Origin of the sequence: Caballeronia sp. LZ065 (assembly GCF_031450975.1) — a bacterium.
GTDB lineage: Bacteria > Pseudomonadota > Gammaproteobacteria > Burkholderiales > Burkholderiaceae > Caballeronia.
Genome location: NZ_JARUXV010000006.1, coordinates 1 through 22,521 on the forward strand (window position 1 = coordinate 1; position 22,521 = coordinate 22,521).

Genomic DNA, 22,521 nt, shown 5'->3' on the forward strand with positions numbered 1-22,521 from the left:
CTGGGCGCGGCGCTGGGCGCATCGCGCGCGGCGGTCGATGCCGGCTACGTGCCGAACGACTTCCAGGTGGGCCAGACGGGCAAGATCGTCGCGCCGCAGCTGTACGTGGCGGTCGGCATCTCGGGTGCGATCCAGCATCTGGCCGGCATGAAGGACAGCAAGGTGATCGTCGCGATCAACAAGGACGCGGAAGCGCCGATCTTCAGCGTGGCCGATTACGGTCTCGTCGGCGATCTGTTCACGGCCGTGCCGGAACTGGCCGCAGCGCTCGATCGCTAAGGCCGCAAATCCTCCTCACCCCTGTAGCCATGATCCCGACTTGATGCCCCTACGGCAAGAAGTCTTGATTATTTCTCACGCTACACGCGTTTCTTTCCTCGCCAGAATGCTTTCAACACGACGCCGCCGGAGTCCGCCAGGGCCCGCCGGCGCCGGATGCGCGCGCTCGTTCACGCGAAGCTACCCCCACTTACATACCGAGCAGATGGTATCTGCACGACGCCAACACGGAGACCGGCCATGACGACGACCGTCGCGAAAAGGCGCACGCAGGCCGACCGCACCGCGCTCGCACGGGCCGCGCTGGTGCGCTCGGCGATCGCGATCCTGAGCGACCTCGGCTTCGCCCGCGCGACGACTTCGGCCATCGCCGAGCATGCGGGCGTGACCACCGGCGCGCTGCATCACCACTTTCCGACCAAGGAGAGCCTGCTGTTCGCGGTGCTCGACGAACTCACTGAAGAAGCGCTCGCGCTGTTTCGCCAGTTGCGTGATCCGGCGAGCCGTGGCGATGGCGCGGCGCGCGGCATCGTCACGTCGCTCTGGGCGCTGTACGGCAGCCGCCGCTATTGGGCGGTCTGGGAAATCAACATCGGATTGCGGCCGGATCAGGCGCTGCATGAGGCGCTCATCGAGCACCGCACGCGCACGCGCGAACGCATGTACCGCGTCGTCGAGGCGAATCCTTCGCTCAGGGCCGACACGAAGCGCGCACTGACCGAACTGCTGCCGTTCCTGCTCTCGTCGATGCGCGGCATCTTCCTCGACACCTTCTTCGCCGGCCATGAAGCCGAATGGCTGCATCGCCAGTTGGAGCGGCTGATTCATGCGCTCGATCAGGAGATGAAGGCGCTGTCCGCCTAGTCGAAACGCAACATCCCGCGCAACGCCCTTATTTGAATCGCATCACCCCGATCAGGCACTTGGGAGCTCGCATGAATCACCCTAGTCGCGCTACGGCGCATCCGGCGGCAGGCGCCGCGAGAACCGGTTCGAAGAGCCTCGTCCTCGAAGGCGTCAGCAAGCGCTACGGCGGCGTTCAGGCACTCGACACGCTGACGCTCGCCGTGGAACCGGGCGAGCTGGTTTCGCTGCTCGGGCCGTCGGGGTGCGGCAAGACGACCACGCTGCGGCTGATCGCGGGCTTCGATTTTCCCGATACAGGCAGCGTGCGCATCGACGGCGCCGATGTCTCCGCGTTGCCGCCGAACAAGCGCGGTCTCGGCATGGTGTTCCAGAACTACAGCCTGTTTCCGCACATGACGGTGGGCGAGAACATCGGCTTTGGGCTGCGCATGGCGGGCGCGAAGAAGGCGCATATCGCGGCGCAGGTGACACGCATGCTCGATCTGATTCGCCTGCCGCAGTATGGCGATCGCCGCATCGGCCAATTGTCGGGTGGCCAGCAGCAGCGCGTCGCGCTGGCGCGCGCCATCGTCAACGATCCTTCGGTGCTGCTGCTCGACGAACCGCTCGGCGCGCTCGACAAGAATCTCCGCGAAGGCATGCAGTTCGAGATCCGTCGCATGCAGCAGGAACTCGGCATCACGAGCGTGATGGTCACGCACGATCAGGAAGAAGCGATGACGATGAGCGACCGCGTCGTCGTCATGAGTCACGGGCGCATCCTGCAAAGCGGCGCGCCGCGTGAAGTCTACGACCGGCCGCGCAACCGCTTCGTCGCGGAGTTTCTGGGCACGGCGAATGTGTTCGCGTGCCGCGTCAGCGCGCGCAGCGTGCAGTCGATGACCGTGGTCACGTTGCCTGAATCCGGTAACGCTCCGGTCGAGATGACGCTGAACCTGCCGCGCGCGTTGCAGGGCGATATGCCGGGCACGCTGGAAGTGGCGCTGCGGCCGGAGAAGATCGCCATCGATGCGCCGAAGGAAGGCCATATCCGCCTGCGCGGACAGATCGTGCAGCACGTGTTTCGCGGCTCGCAACATTCCTATGAGATCGACGTGCCAGGCCTCGGCCCGCGCATCTACGCTTACGAACAAGCGTTCTCCACCGATCACGCGGGCCATGCGCGCGGCCAGGCGGTGACGGTGTCGTTCGCCCCGCACGACGTGGTCGTGCTCGAACCGGACGGCGCGCCCGCCGCCGCGGCGGATGCGAGCATCGCGCCGGTCACGCAGGCCGGGCCGCTGGCGAGCGAAGGAGCGCGCTGATGTCCACGCCCGCCGCCACCGCATCCGCCGCCGCGCCGCAAGGACAGCGCCGCGCCCGCGAGGCCGCGCTGCGCATCGCGCTGCTGTGCGCGCCCGCGCTCGTGCTGCTGATCGTGTTCTTTGCGTTTCCGCTGATCGGCAACGCGCTGCGCAGCCTTGGACTCGACGCGCAGGCTGCGCCGTCGCAGGCCAGCCCGTGGTCGAACTACGAGAAGCTGTTCGTCGATCCGTACTACCGTGGCGTGATCGTCGAGACCATCAAGGTGAGCTTCATCGCGACGCTGCTGTGTCTCGCGCTCGGCTATCCGATCGCGCACTTCATGGTGCGCCGCGCGGGACGCCTCGCCATGCCGATGCTGTTCCTGCTGATCGCGCCGCTGCTCACGTCGATCATCATGCGCACGTTCGGCTGGCGCGTGCTGTTCGCGCGACATGGCCCGTTCAATGACCTGCTGATGTGGCTGCATCTGATCGAACGTCCGCTGCGCGTGCTGGGCGGACCGCTCGGCGTGTATATCGGCATCGTGCACGTGATGGTGCCGTTCATGGTGCTTTCCATCGTGCCGGTGCTGCGCGGCGTGGACCGTCGGCTCGAAGAGTCGGCGCGCATTCTCGGCGCGGGCGCGGCGCGCACGTTCCTGCTCGTCACCTTGCCGCTCGCGATGGAAGGCATTCTCACGGGCTGCGTGCTTGTCTTCATGCTCACGAGCGGCAGCTTCGTCACGCAATTGCTCCTCGGCGACGGCAGTGTAGTCACGCTCCCGCTGCTGATCTTCCAGCAGTTCTCGCTGACCCAGGATCTCGGCTTCGCCAGCGCGATGGGCAACCTGCTGCTCGTCATCGTGCTTGCGTGCCTGTATGTCCAGTTGCGCGTCGCCGGACGCAAGGGAGATGCACGATGATGCGCGCCGGAACCCTCGACAGAATGGCCGCGCGTGCCGGCGCCGGTTCGCTCGCGATCTTTACCGCGTTGTTCTTCATCGCACTTATCGCGCCGATCGTGGTGGTGGTGCTGGTGTCGTTCTCGCCGGACGAATCGCTCGCGGTGCCGGTCGCTGGCCTGTCGTTGCGCTGGTATCACCGCTTGTGGGAATACCGCCCATTCGTCGATTCGCTGTTGACGAGCCTCTATCTCGCGCTCAGTTCGTCGTTCATTGCGATCCTGATCGCCGTGCCTGCGGCGATCGGCGTCGGCCGCAGCAGTGGTCGCGTGGCAACGGCCTTGACTACCTTCCTGCTCGCGCCCATCGCCATTCCTGCGCTGGTGATCGGACTGTCGCTGCTGTACTTCCTGTCGAACATCGGCATTGGCGTGTCGTTCCTGGCGCTGCTGATTGCGCATACGGTCGTGTCCGTGCCTTACGTGATGCGCACCACGCTCGCCACCTACAAGAACACGCACGCGTCCTATCTGGAAGCGGCCTCGGTGCTCGGCGCGGACCGCTGGCAGACCTTCCGCCACGTGACCTTGCCGCTGATCGCGCCGGGCATCTTCGCGGGCGCGCTGTTCTCGATTCTCGTATCGCTCGACAACCTCGGCGTGTCGTATTTCTTCGGCACGGCGAACGTCACGACGCTGCCTGTCGTGATGCTGTCGTACCTGCAAAACCAGTTCGATCCCGCCATCGCCGCGATCAGCACGGTGCAGATGGGGATCACCATTGCTCTGCTGTTGATCGTCGAAAAAACCTACGGCCTGCGCGCGTTGACGACGCAATGAAGCCAGCGCCACACCACCTCACCTGCTACGGAGCCTGAATGAACGTCTCACATGCTGTGCGCGCCACTGGGCTGGCGATCTCGCTTTCCGCCGCCGCGCTGACCGCGCAGGCCGCCGACCTGACCGTCACCGCTTACGGCGGTGCATGGGAGCAGGCCTATCGCAAGTGCTTCGTGCAGCCCTTCGAGAAGCAGACCGGCAAGTCGGTCGACGTGATTCTCGGCAGCCCGATGCAGTGGATCAACCAGATCGCGGCGAACACGACGCATCCGCCCATCGACGTGATGATCGGCCTCGTGGACAGCGGCGAGATCGCGCGCCAGAAAGGGCTGGTGGAGCCGATCGACGAGAAGAACGTGCCGAACCTGAAGGACATCAAGCCGAACATGCTCGCGTACGGCAAGGGCTATGGCTTCCCGATCGCGTTCGGCGACTTCGGTCTGATGTACAGCAAGAAGGCCGTGCCGAATCCGCCAAAGACGTGGAAGGAATTCGTCGATGGCACCAATGCCGGCAAGTGGCACGCGGCGCTGCCCGGCATCGCCTACGTGGGCACGGCGCAGGGCTTGATCGGGCTGTTCGCGATGGTGTACGGCGGCAGTCTCGACAACGTGCAACCGGGTCTCGACGAGATCAAGAAGATGCAGAAGAGCGGCAACGTGACCTTTTACAGCGAACCGAATTCGCCGCTGGTGGCGTTGAAGTCGGGCGATATCGACATGGCCATGTACTTCGACGGCCGCGCCTGGGCCGAGCATGACGCGAGCAATCCGGATATCGGCTATCTGAATCCGAAGCCGGGCGCGGTGGCGTTTCCGACCATGGTGCAGAAGGTCAAGAATGGTTCGCCGCTCGGCTTTCAGTTCATGAACGTGGTGGCGTCGGCGGAAGGGCAGAGCTGCTTCGCCAACTTGATCCAGTACTCGGCTTCGAACAAGAACGCGAAGTATTCGGAGAAGGTGGCGCCGCGCGTGCCGCAGGACAACGACTCGATGTGGCTACCGTTCGACGTGATCTCGCAGAAGACGCCGCAATGGGTCGAGACGTGGAACAAGCAGATCGGTCGCTGACCGCAACAGAGGATTGAGTTCATGAGCCTGAGAATTGGAGTCGATATCGGCGGTTCCTTCACCGATTTCGCGGTGCTGGACGACGACACGCGCAGTATCCGCACGCTGAAGGTGTTCTCGCGCCCCGACAGTCCCGGCAGCGAGGTGCTGGCGGGCATGGCGGGATTGATCGAGCGCTATGGCATCGAGGCGCGCGACGTCGCGTATTTCACCCACGGCACGACGGTTGGCGTGAATGCGGTGGTGCAGCGTCGCGGCCTGCGTCTTGCCCTCATCACCACGGAGAAGTTCGAGGACGTGCTGGACATCGCGCGCCTGAAGATTCCCGACATGTATCACTTGTTGTCGCGCCGGCCGGATCCGCTGATTCCGCGTGACCGCGTGTTTGGGGTGAAGGGCCGTCTCACGGCGGACGGCAGCGAAGAAACGCCGATCGACGAAGCCAGCGTGCTCGCCGCGATCGAAGGTATTCGCCGCTCGGATTGCGAAGGCGTCGTGGTGTCGCTGCTGCATTCGTATCGCAATCCGCAGCACGAGAAGGACGTGAAGGCGCTGATCGCGAAGCACTATCCGGAGCTGTTCGTGTCGTGCTCGCATGAAGTGTGGCCGATCATTCGCGAATACGAGCGCACCTCCACCGCGATCATCAGCGGCTATGTGCAGCCGAAGGTGGCGGACTATCTGACGCGTTTGCAAGCCGCGCTTGCTGAAGCGGGCGTGCCCGCCGAATTGAAGGTGACCAAGTCGAACGGCGGCGTGATGAGCGCCGAGAACGGCAAGAGCAACTGCGCGCAGATGATCCTGTCGGGCACGGCGTCGGGTGTGATCGGCGCGGCGTATATCGCGAACCAGTGCGGCATTCGCAACTGCATGAGCCTCGATATCGGCGGCACGACGGCGGACGTCGCGCTGATCGTCGATGGCAAGCCGCAGTACGCGACCGGCGAATACATCGGCGAATTCCAGATTCATATTCCGTCGGTGTCGGTGTCGTCGATCGGTGACGGCGGCGGCTCCATCGCGTGGGTGGACGACTTCGGCGTGTTGAAGGTGGGTCCGCACAGCGCGGGCTCGAACCCGGGTCCGGTCTGCTACGGACGCGGCGGCGAGCAGCCGACCATCACCGATGCATTCGCCGTGATGGGCGTGCTCGGGCAATCGGATCTCGGCTACAACTCGGTGTCGCTGGATCGCGAGGCCGCGCGGCGCGCGATCGGCACGCTCGCCGAGCGTCTCGGCAAGAGCGTCGAGCAGACGGCGGAGGCCATCATCCGCGTGTCCACGTCGAGCATGTATGCGGGCACGAGCCGGCTCGTGTCGCGCTTCGGCATCGACCCGCGCACCTTCACGCTGCTGCCGTTCGGCGGCGCCGGCCCGATGCTCGCGTGCTATCTGGCGCGCGCGCTGAACATGCCGGATGTCACCGTGCCGGTCACGCCCGGCGTGCTGAGCGCGCTGGGCGGGCTGATCGCGGACATCAAGAACGACTTCGTCAAGACGACCTACTACGAGCTGAACGAGACGACGCTCGCGCTCCTCGCGGACGATGCCCGCGAACTCGAGAAGCAGGCGCGCGACTGGATGACGGCGCAGATCGGCCATTCAGAGGGCGTGTCGATCGTCATGACGGCGGACATGCGTTATCGCGGGCAATCGTTCGAGATCGAGACGGCGCTCGATGCCGCCACCATCGCTTCCGGCGATCTTGCCGCAGTGCGCGAAGCGTTCCATCACGAACATCGCCGCCTGTACGGCCACAGTGACGATCACGCGGGCATCCAGCTGGTGGCGCTGCGGCTGGTGATTTCGTCGCCGACGCCGAAGCCCGAACTTGAACGCATTGCTGCAAGCGATGAAGCGCCCGTGCCGGTGCGCGAGATCGACGTGTGGATGGACGACGAAGCGCGCCGCATTCCGCTGTATCGCCGTGCCGACCTGCGCGCGGGCCAGGCGTTCGACGGCCCGGCGGTGGTCTCGCAGGACGATGCGACCACGTGCGTGCTGCCGGGTTTCTCGGTCAAGGTCGATCCGTTCGGCAATCTGGTTCTGACGAATCGCGCAACTCAACATTGAAGACCGATCATGAAATTCGATAAATCGGAATTGCAGATCTTCGCGAACTACTGCGTCGCGGCCGCCGAGAGCATGGCCTATACGCTGGTGCGCACCGCGCACTCGACCTTCGTGAAGGAAACCGAGGACTTCTCGTGTGCACTGGCAAGCGTCGATGGCCTGACCTTCGCGTCGCCGCGCACCTTCGGCGCGACGTGGTATGTCGGTCTGGATTACGGTCCGGTGATCCGTTCGTTCACGGACTACAAGCCGGGCGATGTGTGCATGACCAACGACCCGTACAGCGGCTATGTCGCGACGCACACGCCTGACGTGGTGATGTGGAAGCCGGTGTTCTACAAGGGCGAGATCATCTGCTTCGTGTCGGGGCACATTCACAATACCGACATGGGCGGCGCGGTGCCGGCATCGCTGTCGCGCACCCTGACGGAGATTCATCAGGAAGGCATCCGCTTTCCGCCGACGCGCGTGGTGGACGGCGGCGTGGTCAACGAAACGCTGCTGTCATGGATGATGGCCAACGTGCGCGCGCCGGATCAGAACATAGGCGACTTGAAGGCGCAGATCGCGTGTCTGACGACGGGCGAGCGGCGCGTGCTCGAGATCGTCGAGCGCTTTGGCGTCGAGGCATTCAAGGCGGGCATCGGCCAGTTGCTGGATTACTCGGAGAGTCAGGCGCGCGCGGTGGCCCGCACGATTCCGGATGGCAAGTACTTCTTCGCCGATTACGTCGATGAGGACGCCGTCGGCGGCAAGCCGATGCGCATCGCGCTGACGCTGACCGTCGATGACGGCCTGCTCGGCTTCGACTTTTCCGGCAGTGATCCGCAACTGACGTCGTCGATGAACGTCCCGACCGGGAATCATCCGCGTCACGCGCTGTTGCTGGTTGCGCTCAATTACGTGCTGTATTCGCTGAATCCGGACATCCTGCTCAATGCGGGCATGTTGCGCATTGCGACCTGCGAAATGCCGCTCGGCAGCGTGCTGAATCCGGTGCCGCCCGCCGCGGTGGGCATGCGTACGCTCACGTGCGTGGTCGTGCAGGCGGCGGTGTTCGGCGCGTTCGCGCAGGCGCTGCCGGAGCGCATGCCGGCGTGTCCGGCATCAAGCGTGTGTCTGCTCAACGTCAAGACCACCGACACGGCGGGCCGCACCATCATGGCCTCGCTCGGTCCGGTGATGGGCGGCGCGGGCGGTGCATCGGCCGGCGACGGTTCGGATGCGTCCGGCGCGAACATGGCGTTCCTGCGCAATACGCCGGTGGAGATCAACGAAGCCGAAGTGCCGATCCGTATTCTCGAATACGGTCTCGTCGGCGACAGCGGCGGGGCGGGGCAGTATCGCGGTGGCCTGGCCATCGCGATGGAGTTCAAGGTCTTCGCACCTAACACGCTGATCACGGCGCGCAATCGTGACCGCACGCTGTTTGGATCGTGGGGCATCAAGGGCGGCATGGCGGGGCGCACGTCGGTGTTCAAGCGCAATCCCGGCACGGCGCGCGAGGAAGTGCTCGGCAATACCGACCTGGTTGCGTGCGAGCCGGGCGATGTGATCCGCCTCGAAGGCAATGGCGGCGGCGGTTACGGCGCGCCGACGCGGCGTGCGGCTGAAGCCGTGGAGCGCGATGTCCGGCGCGGTCATGTGTCGGCGCAGCAGGCTCGTGAGTTGTATGGCGTGGTGATCGCGAATGGCGCGCTGGATGTGCAGGCCACCGCTGCGCTGCGTGCTGAAATGGGCACGGAGCGGCAGCTCGACGATGGTTTCTTCGACTACGGTGCGAACCGTCGCGCGCATGAAGCCGTGTGGACGCGCGAGCGCTATGCGGTGCTGTGCGAATACCTGGAGTCGGTGTCGATCGGCTGGCGCTTCTTCCTGAAGCATCAGATGTTCGAGCGTCTGGCGGCGCGCGGGGAAGTCGCGGCGGGCGTGGAGATCGTGCATGCGGTGTTCGCGGAACTCGTGGCGGAGTTTCCGGCGCTGCGGGCGGGGGGGAAGCGGGCGGCTTGAGCGCGGCGTCTTGCACCAGCAGTAAAAGAAACGGGCCCGGTTCAAATTGAACCGGGCCCGTTTTACTTGGAACGTGTCAGACTGATGCGCCTACGGCAACCACCCCTTCGGCAACCCCGCCAGCGCTTCCTTCATCCGCGCGACCGTCGCCGCCGCCGGTTCCACGAGCGGCAGCCGCACTGGCCCCAAGCCATCACCGAGCAGTTCAAACGCCTTCTTCGCCGGACCCGGATTGGTCTCGCTAAAAATCGCATCGAGCATGGGCGCGAGCATCGCATGTTCACGCAATGCAGTCGCGGCATCACCACTCGCCGCACTCGCATGAATACGCGCCCAAGCCTTCGGCAACAAACTCGCCGACGTCAGAATGCCGCCCACCGCGCCCAGCAGCACGTGATGCACATACAGCAGGTCGTCGCCGCTGAGGATCGCCATGTGTTCACCCGCCAGCGCAACCGTGCGCGCGAACGCATTGAGATCCGTGTTGCACGCCTTCATGCCGATGATCGTGCCGTCTTCCTTCGCCATCGCGGCAATGGTGGCGGGCGGGGTCGCATAACGCGTGCGCGCCGGAATGTCGTACAGCAGCAGCGGCACGGCCGCCGCATCGCGATAACGCTGGAAATACGCGCGCACACCGGCATCGCTCGGCGTGACATAGAACGGCGTAACCAGCAGCAACGCCGCCGCACCCGCATCGACGAAAGCCTGGCCCGCATCGAGCGCTTCGGCATAGCCCGGCGACACCACGCCCGCGACCACCGGCACGCGACCACGCGCGGCCTCGACCGTCGCGCGCACGACCAGCGTGCGTTCAGCCGGCGAGAGCGCCGTATATTCGCCAGTGCCGCCCACTGGAACGAGTCCGGTCGCGCCATCGGCGATCAGCGTATCGACCAGTGCATGCAGTCGTTCCGTATCGATTGCGCCATCCGCCGTGAACGGCGTCGGGAAAGCGGGATACATGCCCTTGAGGGCGGAGACTTCGAGTGTCATCGATGAGAGTCCTGTGAAAACCTGTGAGCGACGCGCGTCAGAGCAGCTTGCCGGGATTCATCCGGCCATCCGGATCGAGCGCGCGCTTCACGGCGCGCATCATGTCGAGCTCGACCGCGCTCTTGTAGTGCGAGAGTTCATCGCGATGCGCGCGGCCGATGCCATGCTCCGCGCTGATGCTGCCGCCGAACTCCACCGCGGCGTCGTTGACGATCTTGCCGATCGCATCGACACGGGCGTCGCGGTCCTCGACCTTCGCCCACACCGCATGCGGGAACAGCACGATGGAGTGGATATTGCCGTCGCCCACGTGGCCGACATACAAAAAGCGCGCGCCCTCCACCAGTCCCGCTTCGTTCAGCCTGACTTCGGTCTGCGCGAGGCACGCGGGAATCTGCGAAATGGGCAACGAGATATCGTGCGTGACGCTCGTGCCGAAACGCACATTGGCCTCGGACACGATATGCCGGATATGCCACAACGCCGCAGCCTGCGCTTCGCTTGCGGGTAACGCGGCATCCAGCGCGATGCCTTCCTCGAGCGCCGCGCCGATCACGTCTTCGAGCATCGCCTGCAACGGCGCGTCGTGCGCGGGATCGGCGAGTTCGATCATCAGCACCCACGGCGACTGGCCGTCGAGCGGATCGCGTGTGTCGGGCACTTCCTGATAGACGACATCGAGCTGACTGCGCGACATCAGTTCGAACGAAGTCAGCGCGTCGCCGCAGGTGGCGCGGCAACGCGACAGCAGTTCGATGGCGGCATCGGCGGAATCGAGCGCGACCCATGCCGTGGCATGCGACCGCAGCGCCGGAAACAGCTTGAGCACGGCGGCGGTCACCACGCCAAGCGTGCCTTCCGCGCCGATGAACATCTGCTTCATGTCGTAGCCGGTATTGTCCTTGCGCAAACCGCGCAAGCCGTCCCAGACGCGACCATCCGGCAGCACGGCTTCGAGGCCGAGCACCAGCGCGCGCATGTTGCCGTAGCGCAGCACGGCGGTACCGCCCGCGTTGGTCGAGATATTGCCGCCGATCTGGCACGAGCCTTCGCTCGCGAGCGACAGCGGGAACAGCCGGTCCACCGACGCCGCCGTTTCCTGGATCTGTTGCAGCGTGCAGCCGGCTTCGACGGTCAGCGTGTCGTTGCGCGTGTCGATCGCGCGAATCTTGCTCATGCGCGCGAGGCTGATGATGATGGCGTCGCCCGCTTCGGACGGCGTCGCGCCGCCCACGAGGCCGGTGTTGCCGCCTTGCGGCACCACGCTCACGCCAAGCTCCGCGCACAGTTGCATCACCTGCGCGACCTGTGCGGTGTCCGCGGGCTTGACCACGGCGCGCGCACGGCCGTGATAGCGGCCGCGCCAGTCGGTGAGCATCGGTTCGGCGTCGGCGAGGTCCACGAGGCCCTTCGGCCCCACGATATGCAGTAGCGATTCGATCAGATTCATGATTGGACCCGCTTGGGTATGACAGTGACGTTGGGTTTGCCGGTCGCAGCCGCAGTGCCGGGCCGTGCGCCCGAGATGCGCTCAGGCAGCGTGTCGATGCCCGGAGTGCCGAGCAGCGTCATGGTCGTCACGATTTCATCGAACAGCAGCGACAGCACATGTGCAACGCCCGCATCGCCGCGTGCCGCGAGGCCATACAGCGGCGCGCGGCCGAGCAACACACCGCGCGCGCCGAGCGCCACGGCCTTGACGATGTCGGCGCCGCGCCGCACGCCCGAATCGAGGTAGACATGCAGCGCATCGCCGACCGCTTCCGCCACGGCGGGCAGCACGTCGAGCGGCGCATGCGCGCCTTCCAGCTGGCGGCCGCCGTGATTCGACAGCACGATGCCGTCCGCGCCGTGCTGATGCGCGAGACGCGCGTCATCGACGGTCAGGATGCCCTTGACGAGCAGCGGTCCGTTCCAGTGCTTGCGCAGCCACGCGATGTCCGACCACGCCAGCGACAAATCCATCTGGCGCGCCAGCGCGGCCGCCTGACGTTGCAAATCGGGTGCTTCGCCGAGACTGCGGGCCAGGTTGACGAGTTGCGGCGTGCCCTGACGCGCCATCTGCAACGCCCAGTGCGGATGACGCAGCAGGTCGAGGATCAGCTTCGGCGTGATCGGCAGCGGCAGGCGGTAGTTGTTGTGGATGTCGTGATCGCGGCGGCCATGCACGGGCGTATCCACCGTGACGAGCAGCGTCGTATAGCCCGCCTCCGACGCGCGCCGCATGATGCTCTCTGCAATGCGGCGATCCTTCTGCACGTACAACTGCATCCACAGTTCGCCGTCCGGCGCGGCGGCGCGCACGTCTTCGAGCAGCGAGGTGGACGCGCTCGACAGCGCGAACGGCACGCCACGCGCGGCAGCAGCGCGGGCCAGCATTTCATCGGCCTTGGGCCAGAACAGGCCGTTCAGTCCGGTCGGCCCGACGACCATCGGCGCGGCGGACGCGTAGCCGAACAACTGCGCGGCCGGCGAGACGTGCGAGACATCCACCATCGCGCGCGGGGCGAAATGCACATCGGCGAACGCGGCGCGGTTGCGCGCCAGCGTATGACCGTCTTCGGCGCCGCCGTCGAGATAATCGAAGGCGATCTTCGCCAGCCGCCGACGCGCGGCCTCACGGTAATCGGCGACGTTGGCGAAGCCCTGCGTTGAAGAATAGAAAAGACTCATTGCATCGTGATGGTTCGACGAGGGTTAGCGCAGCACCCAGTCGTTGAAGCGCTCGATCGCGACATCCTGATGCGCCGGCCAGTACGACGGGTCGATGCGCACGCCGCGACGCAGATTGTCCGGGAAGGTCGGCAGATTCTTCGCGCGCTTCGCATCAATGTACTGGAACGCGTCCGGGTGCGTCGGCCCGACAGCCAGCGCGCTCGCGACTTCCGCCTGGCGCTTCGGGTCCGCGCAGAACGCGACGAACTGGCGGCAGGCATCGACATTGTCGCCGCCCTTCATGATGCCGAACGCCTGCGGACCGTAGATGTGGCCGTCCCATGCAATCGCGAGCGGCGAGCCCGCATCGATGGCGGGCAGCACGCGCGCCAGCCAGCTCGACGCCATCGCCACTTCGCCCGACTTGAGCAACTGTTCGCACTGCGCGCCCGTCGTCCACCAGATGTCGATGTTCGGCTTTACGCGGTCGAGGCTCTTGAACGCTTCATCCAGGTCGCACGGATAGACGCCGCTCGTCGGCGTGCCGGCGGCCATCAGCGCTTCTTCGATGGTGTCGAACGGGAACTTGCGCAGCGCGCGGCGGCCCGGGAACGCCTTGACGTCCCACAGGTCGGCCCAGGAAGCGGGCGTCTTGCCGCCCTTGAAGGCGTCCGAGCGATAGGTCATCACCGTCGTGTAGACGTTGTGGCCGATCGCATACGGGTCGCGGAACTGCGCGGGAATCTTCGCGACGGCAGCGTTGCCGTCGAGATTGACCGGCTCCAGATAGACCTTGTCCTTGCGCGACAGAAGGTACACGGCCGGGAAGCTCAGCTCGGCCATGTCCCAGGTCTTCGCACCCGTCTCGACGATGCTCTTGATCTGCGCGGTCGGTTCCGCACCCGAGGCCACGCCCACCACTTCGATGCCCGTCGCCTGCTGGAACGGCTTGTACAGCGTGCGGGTGTAGATATCGGTGTAGACGCCGCCCGAGTCGCGCACCACGAGGCGCTTCGAAGCGGCTTTCGCCGAGGTCCAGATGGCGGGCATCGCGAGTCCGGCCGCGCCGGTTACGCCGAGTCGGATGAAGTCGCGGCGCGAAGCGGTGGAAGGTTTCTTTTGGTCGTTTGCCATGTGGGTCCCCGAGGTGCGAAAACGGGCGCCGCGCGGACAGGCAAAGCACGCGCGGCGCCGCAAGAGTAATGGTCTGGCGGCTCGCCGCGCCCATGGACGCATTCGACGCGCCTCGCCAGCGTGCGCTCATGATCGGTCAGACGAGACGCTTCGCCAAACGAGATAAAAGCACCACATGATGCGAAATGCTCAAGACCTTGCGGGCTTGCAGTCGTCGTCGCCGGTGTATTCGCTGGCTTGCTTCAGCAGCCATTCGCGGAACTTCTCCAGCGGCTTGCCATGGCTGAGTTCGGTCGGATAGACGAGGTAGTAGGCGGAGTCGGCCTTGATGCTCGCCTCGAACGGCACGATCAGCCCGAACTGTTCAAGCTGCCCGCTGACGAGGAACTTCGGCACCAGCGCGACGCCCAGGCCCGCTGCGGCCGCGCTGATCGCCATGGTGTGCAACTCGTAGCGCATGCCGTGCATGGTGCTCGCGTCTTCCACGCCGAGGCTCGCGAACCAGCGCGTCCAGTCGTCCGGCCGCGTGGTGGAGTGCAGCAGCGGATACGCGAGCAGTTCATGCACCTGCCCGATGGGCCGCTCCAGCAACGACGCCTTGCACACCGGCACCACTTCCTCGCCGAACAGATAGTCCGCCGTCGTGCCGGGCCACGTGGGCTTGCCATAGTGAATGGCGGCTTCGAAGTGCGACTCGGCGAAGGAGAAGGCATCCGTGCGCACGCCCATGTTGACGCGCACATCCGGCGTGCATTCGTAAAAGCCGCCGATACGCGGAATCAGCCATTGCGATGCAAACGTAGGCAGCACGGCCAGCTCCAGATAACCGCCGCCGCTGCCGTGCGCGATGATGGAGAGCGTGTCGCGGTCGAGCTGTTCGAGCGAACGCCGCACCTGCGTGCCGTAGATGCGGCCCGCGCGCGTCAGCACCACGCGCTGCTTGGCGCGCACGAAGAGGCGCACGCCGAGATTGGACTCGAGCGTGGCGATCTGACGGGAGATCGCGCTCTCCGTGAGGAACAGTTCCTTGGCCGCGTGCGTGAAGCTTTCATGGCGCGCGGCGGCTTCGAAGGCGAGCAGCGCGCCCATGTTGGGGATCTTGAACTTGCGCATGGTGATTCCAAACACTCATCAAGTCACAATTTAATCTCGCTTTACGCGCGACACAATGATTAAAAATAATGCTGCCTTGCCGTAGCGGCTCCGCCACCGTGCGAGAAGGCCCGCGGCCAACGTCCAACCGCGATACCAGGCGACCATGCGAAATACGAATATCGAAAGCCTGCTCGAGCGTCTGCTCGGCTCCGAGAAGACGGGCTTGCTCTTCAAGACCCTGAATGCCCCGTCGATCCTGAATGACTGGGAACCCGGCACCGTCACGCGCGCCGAACTGGCCCAGGCGATGAACATGGCGCTCTTCGAAGGCCTGCTCGCACGTTCGCCGAACGGCCGTACTTATACCGATGAAACCATCGCCAACGGCGGCTCCGTGTATTTCGACCACGGCGCGCTGCGCACCGTGCGCTGGCCGCAGAATGGCGGCCTGCCGCCGGGCGAAGCCGCGTTCACCCGCATCCTTCGTCCGCTCGGCTTCCGGCTGAACGGGCGTTATCCACTCGACAAGCTCGGCATGACCGGCCGTTCCTACGCACATGAAGACGCGCCCGACGAGATCGCGCAGTTCTTCGTGAGCGAATTGCACCCCGAGCGTTTCTCGGAGACCTTCCAGCAGGCCGTGACGAATGTGGTGGGCGCATCGCGCGATCCGCTCACGCCGCTGGCGGTGGCGCAACTGTCGGAACTGGAGCGCGACGGCTCGCTGCCGCTCGACGCGGCGCACCAGCTGCTGGCGGTGATCGTCGGCGCATTCGAGCGTCAGCACGACCTGCCCATGCTGGCCGACTATGAACTGCTGCTGGCGGAATCGGCTGAAATGGCGTGGATCGCTACCGAGGGCAACGGCTTCAATCACGCGACCGACCGCGTCGCCGACGTGTTCCAGCTCTCCGACGACGAAAAGGCCAAGGGCCGTCCGATGAAGCCCGATGTCGAACGCTCGCGTTCCGGACGCGTATTCCAGACGGCGTATCGCGCGGACACGGTCGAGCGCATGTTCCGCACCGCCAATGGCGACACGGTCACGCGCAAGGTGCCGGGCTCGTTCTACGAATTCATCACGCGCAAGCGCGAATTCGACCGTGCGGCCCGCGCCTGGGTCACCGACCTGCGCTTCGATGCCGGCAATGCGCAGGGCATCTTCAAGATGACGGCCGGCGCGGCGAAGTAAGGTGAGCGCGAAGCCGTATGCGGCGGATGCCGCCCAGTTGCAGTCGCTGCAACGCGACCTCGCGGCCGCGCTGCGTGGCGAAGTGCGCTTCGATGCCGGCGCGAAGGCGCTCTATGCGTCGGATGCGTCCAATTACCGGCAGGTACCGCTGGGCGTCGTGGTGCCGCGCGATGTCGATGACCTCGTGCGCGCGCTGGAACTGTGCCGTCAACATGACGTGCCGTTCCTGACGCGCGGCGGCGGCACGTCGCAGAACGGGCAGTGCGTGAACGTCGCGGTGGTGGCCGACGCGAGCAAGTACGTGAACCGGGTCGTGTCGATCGATCCCGAGGCGCGCACGGCGATTGTCGAGCCGGGTGTGATCTGCGACACGCTGCGCGATGCGGCGGGCGCGCATGGCCTGACGTTCGGCCCGGACCCGGCGACGCACAGTCGCTGCACGCTCGGCGGCATGATCGCCAACAACTCGTGCGGCGCGCATTCGGTGATGGCCGGCAAGACCGCCGAGAACGTCGAGGCGCTGGAAGTGCTCACGTATGATGGCGCGCGCTTTTGGACCGGTCCGACGTCGCCCGATGAACTCGACCGCATCATCGCGGACGGCGGGCGGCAGGGCGAGATCTATCGGCAGCTGCGCGATCTGCGTGACCGTTACGCCGACGCCATCCGCCGCGAGTTTCCGCAGATCCGTCGCCGCGTGTCCGGCTTCAATCTCGATCAACTGCTGCCGGAGAACGGCTTCAACGTCGCGCGGGCGCTGGTGGGTACGGAAGGCACGTGCGCGGTGACGCTGCGCGCGAAGGTGCGCCTCGTGCACAGTCCGGCGAGCCGCGTGATCCTCGTGCTCGGCTTCGCGGATATCTTCGTCGCGGCGGATGGCGTCGCGCATTTCGAGCGCTTCGGTCCCATTGCTATCGAAGGACTGGATCGCGGCATCATTCGCGGCCTGCAGGCGCGTGGACTCAAGGCCGATGAAATCGCGCTGCTGCCGGAAGGCGACGCGTGGGTCGTGCTCGAATTCGGCGCCGATACGCCTGCCGAAGCCCGTGCGCAAGCCGAGGCAGCGCGCGCTTTCTTCCTGTCCGGTGCGGGCGGCGAGGGCGTGACGGGCTTTGTCGTCGAGGAAAAGGCGAAGCAGGCGTTGATCTGGTCCATTCGCGAAACGGGCGCGTCGGCGGTGGCGTTGTCGGTGGATCCGTCGAAGCCGGACCCGATCATCGGCTGGGAGGATGCGGCGGTGGATCCGCTGCGTCTCGGCGATTATCTGCGGCGCTTCCAGGCGCTCGTGGACCGTCATGGCTACGAGACCTGCCTGTACGGCCATTTCGGCGATGGTTGCGTGCATGCGCGCATCACCTTCGATCTGCGCAGCGCGGAAGGCGTGCTGGTGTGGCGGCGCTTCTTGCGCGAGGCGGCGGAACTGGTCGTGGAATTCGGCGGCTCGCTGTCGGGCGAACACGGCGACGGCCAGGCCAAGGCCGAGTTCCTGCCGATCATGTACAGCCCGGACATCATCTCGGCGATGGAGCAGTTCAAGGCCATCTGGGATCCGGCGCAGCGTCTGAATCCGGGCAAGGTCGTGAACGCCTATCGCGCCGACGAAAACCTGCGCATGGGCCCCGCGTACAAGCCCGTGCAGTTGCAGACGAAGCTCACCTTCCGCAGTCCCGAAGGGGACGGCATGCAGCGCGCGGTGGAGCGCTGCATCGGCATGGGCAAGTGCCGCTCGCTCGATGGCGGCACGATGTGCCCGAGCTTTCGCGGCAGCCGCGAGGAACGCCAGTCGACACGCGGTCGCGCGCATCTGCTGTGGGAGATGCTGCAAGGCGATGTCATCAAGGACGGCTGGGACAGCGTCGAAGTCAAGGAAGCGCTGGACACGTGTCTCGCGTGCAAGGGTTGCCGCAGCGACTGTCCGACGCATACCGACATGGCCTCGTACAAGGCCGAATTCCTGTCGCATCACTATGCCCGCAGGCGGCGTCCGCGTCAGGCGTGGTTCATGGGGCGCATCGGGCAGTGGGCGCCATTCGCCGCGCGCGCGCCGTGGCTTGCCAATCTCGCGACTTCGTTCCGGCCGCTCGCGCCGTTGAGCAAATGGATTGCCGGCGTGGCGAAGGATCGCGCGCTGCCGGTGTTCGCGCCACGCACCTTCCGTGCGACGGCGGCGGCGCAAGGTCATCGCAGTGCTTCAAAGCCGTCGCGCAAGGTGCTCTTCTGGGTCGATACCTTCAACGATCACTTCACGCCGGACGTGGCGCACGCCGCAAGCGACGTGCTGGCCGCGCTGGGCTATGAGGTCGTGCTGCCGAAGAAGCGTCTGTGCTGCGGCCGTCCGCTGTACGACTACGGCTTGCTCGACGAAGCGCGCGCGATGCTGCGCGAAGTGCTCGACACCTTCGCCGACGAGATCCGCGCGGGCACGCCGCTCGTTGGTCTGGAGCCGGGTTGCCTGTCGGTGTTCCGTGACGAACTGGTCAAGCAGCTTCCCGACGATCCGCTCGCACATCAGCTTGCTCAACAAACCTTCATGTTCTCGGACTTCGTCGCGGATGCCGACTTCGACTGGCCGACACTCGATGCCGACGTGCTGCTGCACGGTCATTGTCACCAGAAGGCGCTGTTCGGCATGAAGAAGGAAACCGCGCTGCTTGGGCGTCTCGGTGTGCGCTGGAAGCTGCTCGATACCGGCTGCTGCGGCATGGCTGGATCGTTCGGCTTCAATGCGGACCATTACGAACTCTCGATGAAGATCGGCGAAGACAAGCTGTTGCCGCTCGTGCGCGCGGCGCAGCAGGACACGCTGATCGTCACCAACGGCTTCAGTTGCCGCGAGCAGATCGCGCACGGCGCACAGCGTGACACGCTGCATGTCGCGCAACTGCTGCAACGCGCGCTGCAACACGGCACGCGCAAGCCTGCACCACAGCGCGAACTCACTTCGCTTGATGCGTGAAGCGCATCAAGTCCTGCAATTAACTCGCTTGAGCCCGGTTGCGCGCACTCGCACAATCGGGCCGGTTCCATTGGAGATACACCCTTGAAAGCTTCCACCATTCTTTCCGATCTGGGCATCGCGCAGCTGGCCGAAGAAGGCGATATCGTCGTGCGTTCGCCGATCGACGGCGCGGTCGTCGGCCATGTGAAGAGCCACACGCAAGCGCAAGCCGATGCCGCGCTCGCCGCCGCGAAGACCGCCAGCGAAGCATGGCGCAACGTACCCGCGCCGCGCCGTGGCGAACTCGTGCGCCTGCTCGGCAACAAGCTGCGCGAGAAGAAGGAAGCGCTCGGACGCATCATCACCCTGGAGACCGGCAAGATCCTTCAGGAAGGCATGGGCGAAGTGCAGGAAATGATCGACATCTGCGATTTCGCGGTCGGTCTTTCGCGGCAGCTGTACGGCCTGACCATCGCGTCGGAACGTCCGGGCCATCGCATGGCGGAATCGTGGCATCCGCTCGGCGTCTGCACGGTGATCTCGGCATTCAACTTCCCGGCGGCCGTGTGGTCGTGGAATGCGGCGCTTGCGCTCGTGTGCGGTAATGCCGTCATCTGGAAGCCGTCGGAAAAGACGCCGCTGACGGCGCTCGCCGTGGACCGCATTCTCGAAGACGCGCTCGCCGAATTCGGCGATGCCCCCAAGGGCCTCACGTGCGTCATCAACGGCGGCCGCGACATCGGTGCGCAACTCGTCGCGGACCCGCGCTCGTCGGTCGTCAGCGCGACCGGCAGCACGGAGATGGGCCGCACGGTCGGTATCGAGGTGGCGAAGCGCTTCGGCCGCTCGATCCTCGAACTCGGCGGCAACAACGCAGGCATCGTGACCGGCACCGCCGACAGCGAACTCGCACTGCGCGGCATCGTGTTCTCGGCAGTCGGCACGGCGGGACAACGCTGCACGACGCTGCGCCGCCTGTTCGTGCACGAGAGCGTGTATGAGCAGACCGTCGCGCGCCTGAAGACGCTCTACAGCAAGGTTGCGATCGGCGATCCGCTCACGGCCGGCACGCTGATGGGCCCGCTGATCGACGCGCAATCGTTCGAGCGCATGCAGGCCGCGCTCGCACAGGCGAAGGACGAAGGCGGCACGGTGACGGGCGGCGAGCGTCATGTCGTGGCGGGTCTCGGGAACGGTTACTACGTGCGTCCGGCGATCGTCGAGATGCCGTCGCAGACCGCGGTGATGCTGAAGGAAACCTTCGCGCCGATTCTCTACGTGATGAAGTACCGCGAATTCAGCGAGGCGATCGAAGCGAACAATGCGGCGTCGCATGGTCTGTCGTCGTGCGTGTTCACCACGGACTTGCGCGAGGCCGAGCGCTTCCTCTCGGATTCGGGCAGCGATTGCGGGATCGCCAACGTGAACATCGGGCCGAGCGGCGCGGAGATCGGCGGCGCGTTTGGCGGCGAGAAGGAAACCGGCGGTGGCCGCGAGTCCGGCTCCGACGCATGGAAGGGCTACATGCGCCGTGCCACCAACACGGTCAACTATTCGTCCGCGTTGCCGCTGGCCCAGGGCATCGACTTTTCGATCGAGTAAGCCGCGCGTTCCGGAGCCATCATGAATTACGACTTCACTGAGCCGTTCCGGAACCCCGGCGGCTCGCCGATCCGCGAGTTGTTCAAGTATCTCGGCGAGCCGGGGATGATCTCGCTCGCGGGCGGTTATCCGGCGAGCGACCTGTTCGATACCGAAGGCTTGCAGCGCGCCGCCGCACAGGCGTGGACGCAGCCCGCGCTCTGCCTGCAATACGGTCCCACCGATGGCTTGCCCGTGCTCAAGGACGCGCTCGCGCAGCTCATGCAGCAACGCGGCGTGTCGGCGCCGGCGGATCAATTGATGGTCACGACCGGCTCACAGCAGGGCTTCGATCTGCTGCTGCGCGTGCTGGTCGCGCCCGGCGATGCCGTGCTCACCGAGCAGCCCGCGTATCCCGCTACCTTGCAGGCGCTGAAGATGCAGCAGGCGCGCATCGTGACGGTGCCGGTGGATGCGCAGGGGCTGGATGTCGCGCGGCTCGCGGCCATGCTCGAAAGCGGCGAAGCGGGACGTCCGAAACTGCTCTACACCGTGCCGACGTTCGCCAATCCGACCGGCGCGACGTTGTCGCTCGAACGTCGCAAGGCGCTCGTCGAACTGGCGGTGAAGTACGGTTTCATCATCGTTGAAGATGAACCTTACGCCGACCTGCGGTTTGCAGGCGAAGCCTTGCCATCGCTGCTGAAGATGGCGCAGGACATCGACGGCGGACGCGAGCGCGTCGTGTATTTCGGCAGTCTGTCGAAGGTGGTGGCGCCGGGGATACGGATTGGCTGGACCGTCGCGCCGGCGGATATCGTGCGGCGCTGCACCGTCGCCAAGCAGACGGCCGACCTGTGCAGCGCGCCGTGGATGCAGGCGATTGCCGCCGCGTATCTCGCACAGGGCGCGCTGACGGAACACCTGCCGCGCATCGCGGAGCAGTATCGGCGCAAGTGCGAGGCGCTGTGCGATGCACTCGATACGCATCTCGCCGGCGCGCTGCAATTCCAGCGGCCTGAAGGCGGGATGTTTGTCTGGGCGCGCATGGACGGGGTCGATTCATCGGCGCTGCTGAAGCATGCGATCGCGCAGAAGGTGCTGTTCGTGCCGGGCAAGGCCTTCTATGCCGATCACATCGATGCCGCCGCGTTCAGGCTGTCGTTCGCTGCGCCGGGTATCGGCGAGATAGGCGAAGCGGCGGCGCGGCTGGCACGTGCGCGCGAGGCGCTGCTGGGCTGAAGCTGACACTATTCGAAAATGAAAGCGCCGGGTATTGTTCCCGGCGCTTTCGCTCGTCCGCGCTTCAGCATGAAGCTCTATGCTGGCGCCGTTCGTGAATTCGGCGCCTGATTTGACAGCGCGACCGCGCGAGGAACTCGTCCGGCAACTGGACATCTTCGAGACGGCGCGCTGAGTTTTTGTTCAAGGACGTAATCCGCATGGCAACCATCAATCTCCAGATCAGCGGTCTGTGCAAGCGTTATGGCGACTTCGTCGCGCTCGCACCGACCGACCTCGACGTCGCGCAGGGCGAGTTCCTGACGCTGCTGGGCCCGAGCGGCTCGGGCAAGACCACGCTGCTGAGCCTCATCGCGGGGCTTGCA

Annotated in this window: 18 protein-coding genes; 13 read left to right on the forward strand and 5 right to left on the reverse strand. The window is 65.4% G+C overall.

Annotated features, from left to right (window positions below):
• From QCE63_RS34930 to QCE63_RS34965, 8 genes are all read left to right on the forward strand, one after another.
• A partial coding sequence (locus tag QCE63_RS34930; protein WP_309839767.1) for an FAD-binding protein occupies nucleotides 1–279 on the forward strand: 279 nt, incomplete at its 5' end.
• A 240-nt stretch (nucleotides 280–519) separates the two neighbouring features.
• On the forward strand, nucleotides 520–1,143 hold the full coding sequence (locus tag QCE63_RS34935; RefSeq protein ID WP_309839769.1) for a helix-turn-helix domain-containing protein: 624 nt from the start codon (nucleotides 520–522) through the stop codon (nucleotides 1,141–1,143).
• Between the two features lie 71 nt (nucleotides 1,144–1,214).
• On the forward strand, nucleotides 1,215–2,450 hold the full coding sequence (locus QCE63_RS34940; RefSeq protein WP_309839771.1) for an ABC transporter ATP-binding protein: 1,236 nt from the start codon (nucleotides 1,215–1,217) through the stop codon (nucleotides 2,448–2,450).
• The gene (locus tag QCE63_RS34945; protein ID WP_309839773.1) at nucleotides 2,450–3,352 is read left to right on the forward strand and encodes an ABC transporter permease; all 903 of its coding nucleotides are present in this window, start codon (nucleotides 2,450–2,452) and stop codon (nucleotides 3,350–3,352) included. Before QCE63_RS34940 ends, QCE63_RS34945 begins: the two co-directional genes overlap by 1 nt.
• Entirely contained in the window at nucleotides 3,349–4,170 is an 822-nt protein-coding gene (locus QCE63_RS34950) for an ABC transporter permease (protein ID WP_309839776.1), read from the forward strand. Before QCE63_RS34945 ends, QCE63_RS34950 begins: the two co-directional genes overlap by 4 nt.
• A gap of 38 nt (nucleotides 4,171–4,208) precedes the next feature.
• Nucleotides 4,209–5,240: an extracellular solute-binding protein gene (locus QCE63_RS34955; protein ID WP_309839778.1), complete on the forward strand. Its 1,032-nt coding sequence runs from the start codon at nucleotides 4,209–4,211 to the stop codon at nucleotides 5,238–5,240.
• 21 nt (nucleotides 5,241–5,261) lie between these two features.
• A complete protein-coding gene (locus QCE63_RS34960; RefSeq protein WP_309839780.1) occupies nucleotides 5,262–7,313 on the forward strand; it encodes a hydantoinase/oxoprolinase family protein in 2,052 nt (683 codons plus the stop codon).
• A 9-nt stretch (nucleotides 7,314–7,322) separates the two neighbouring features.
• The gene (locus QCE63_RS34965) at nucleotides 7,323–9,323 is read left to right on the forward strand and encodes a hydantoinase B/oxoprolinase family protein (protein WP_309839781.1); all 2,001 of its coding nucleotides are present in this window, start codon (nucleotides 7,323–7,325) and stop codon (nucleotides 9,321–9,323) included.
• Between the two features lie 90 nt (nucleotides 9,324–9,413).
• Here the strand turns inward: QCE63_RS34965 and dapA are convergent, their stop codons facing one another.
• From dapA to QCE63_RS34990, 5 genes are all read right to left on the reverse strand, one after another.
• Entirely contained in the window at nucleotides 9,414–10,319 is a 906-nt protein-coding gene (gene dapA / locus QCE63_RS34970; protein WP_309839783.1) for a 4-hydroxy-tetrahydrodipicolinate synthase, read from the reverse strand.
• A gap of 37 nt (nucleotides 10,320–10,356) precedes the next feature.
• Complete coding sequence (locus QCE63_RS34975) at nucleotides 10,357–11,769, reverse strand: FAD-binding oxidoreductase (RefSeq protein WP_309839785.1); 1,413 nt, start codon at nucleotides 11,767–11,769, stop codon at nucleotides 10,357–10,359.
• Nucleotides 11,766–12,992: an alpha-hydroxy acid oxidase gene (locus QCE63_RS34980; protein WP_309839787.1), complete on the reverse strand. Its 1,227-nt coding sequence runs from the start codon at nucleotides 12,990–12,992 to the stop codon at nucleotides 11,766–11,768. Before QCE63_RS34980 ends, QCE63_RS34975 begins: the two co-directional genes overlap by 4 nt.
• 24 nt (nucleotides 12,993–13,016) lie before the next feature.
• Complete coding sequence (locus QCE63_RS34985; protein ID WP_309839789.1) at nucleotides 13,017–14,108, reverse strand: ABC transporter substrate-binding protein; 1,092 nt, start codon at nucleotides 14,106–14,108, stop codon at nucleotides 13,017–13,019.
• A gap of 189 nt (nucleotides 14,109–14,297) precedes the next feature.
• Complete coding sequence (locus tag QCE63_RS34990) at nucleotides 14,298–15,221, reverse strand: LysR family transcriptional regulator (protein WP_309839791.1); 924 nt, start codon at nucleotides 15,219–15,221, stop codon at nucleotides 14,298–14,300.
• Between the two features lie 145 nt (nucleotides 15,222–15,366).
• Between QCE63_RS34990 and QCE63_RS34995 the strand changes: the two genes are divergently transcribed.
• The 5 genes from QCE63_RS34995 to QCE63_RS35015 all read left to right on the forward strand — a co-directional run.
• Entirely contained in the window at nucleotides 15,367–16,395 is a 1,029-nt protein-coding gene (locus QCE63_RS34995; protein WP_309839792.1) for a DUF1338 domain-containing protein, read from the forward strand.
• A gap of 1 nt (nucleotide 16,396) precedes the next feature.
• Complete coding sequence (locus QCE63_RS35000; protein ID WP_309839793.1) at nucleotides 16,397–19,351, forward strand: FAD-linked oxidase C-terminal domain-containing protein; 2,955 nt, start codon at nucleotides 16,397–16,399, stop codon at nucleotides 19,349–19,351.
• Between the two features lie 84 nt (nucleotides 19,352–19,435).
• Nucleotides 19,436–20,935, forward strand: coding sequence for an aldehyde dehydrogenase family protein (locus tag QCE63_RS35005; RefSeq protein WP_309839795.1), 1,500 nt, complete (start codon nucleotides 19,436–19,438; stop codon nucleotides 20,933–20,935).
• Between the two features lie 21 nt (nucleotides 20,936–20,956).
• A complete protein-coding gene (locus QCE63_RS35010) occupies nucleotides 20,957–22,156 on the forward strand; it encodes a PLP-dependent aminotransferase family protein (protein ID WP_309839796.1) in 1,200 nt (399 codons plus the stop codon).
• A 200-nt stretch (nucleotides 22,157–22,356) separates the two neighbouring features.
• Nucleotides 22,357–22,521 (forward strand): ATP-binding cassette domain-containing protein (locus tag QCE63_RS35015; RefSeq protein ID WP_309835513.1); only part of this gene is annotated, 165 nt, incomplete at its 3' end.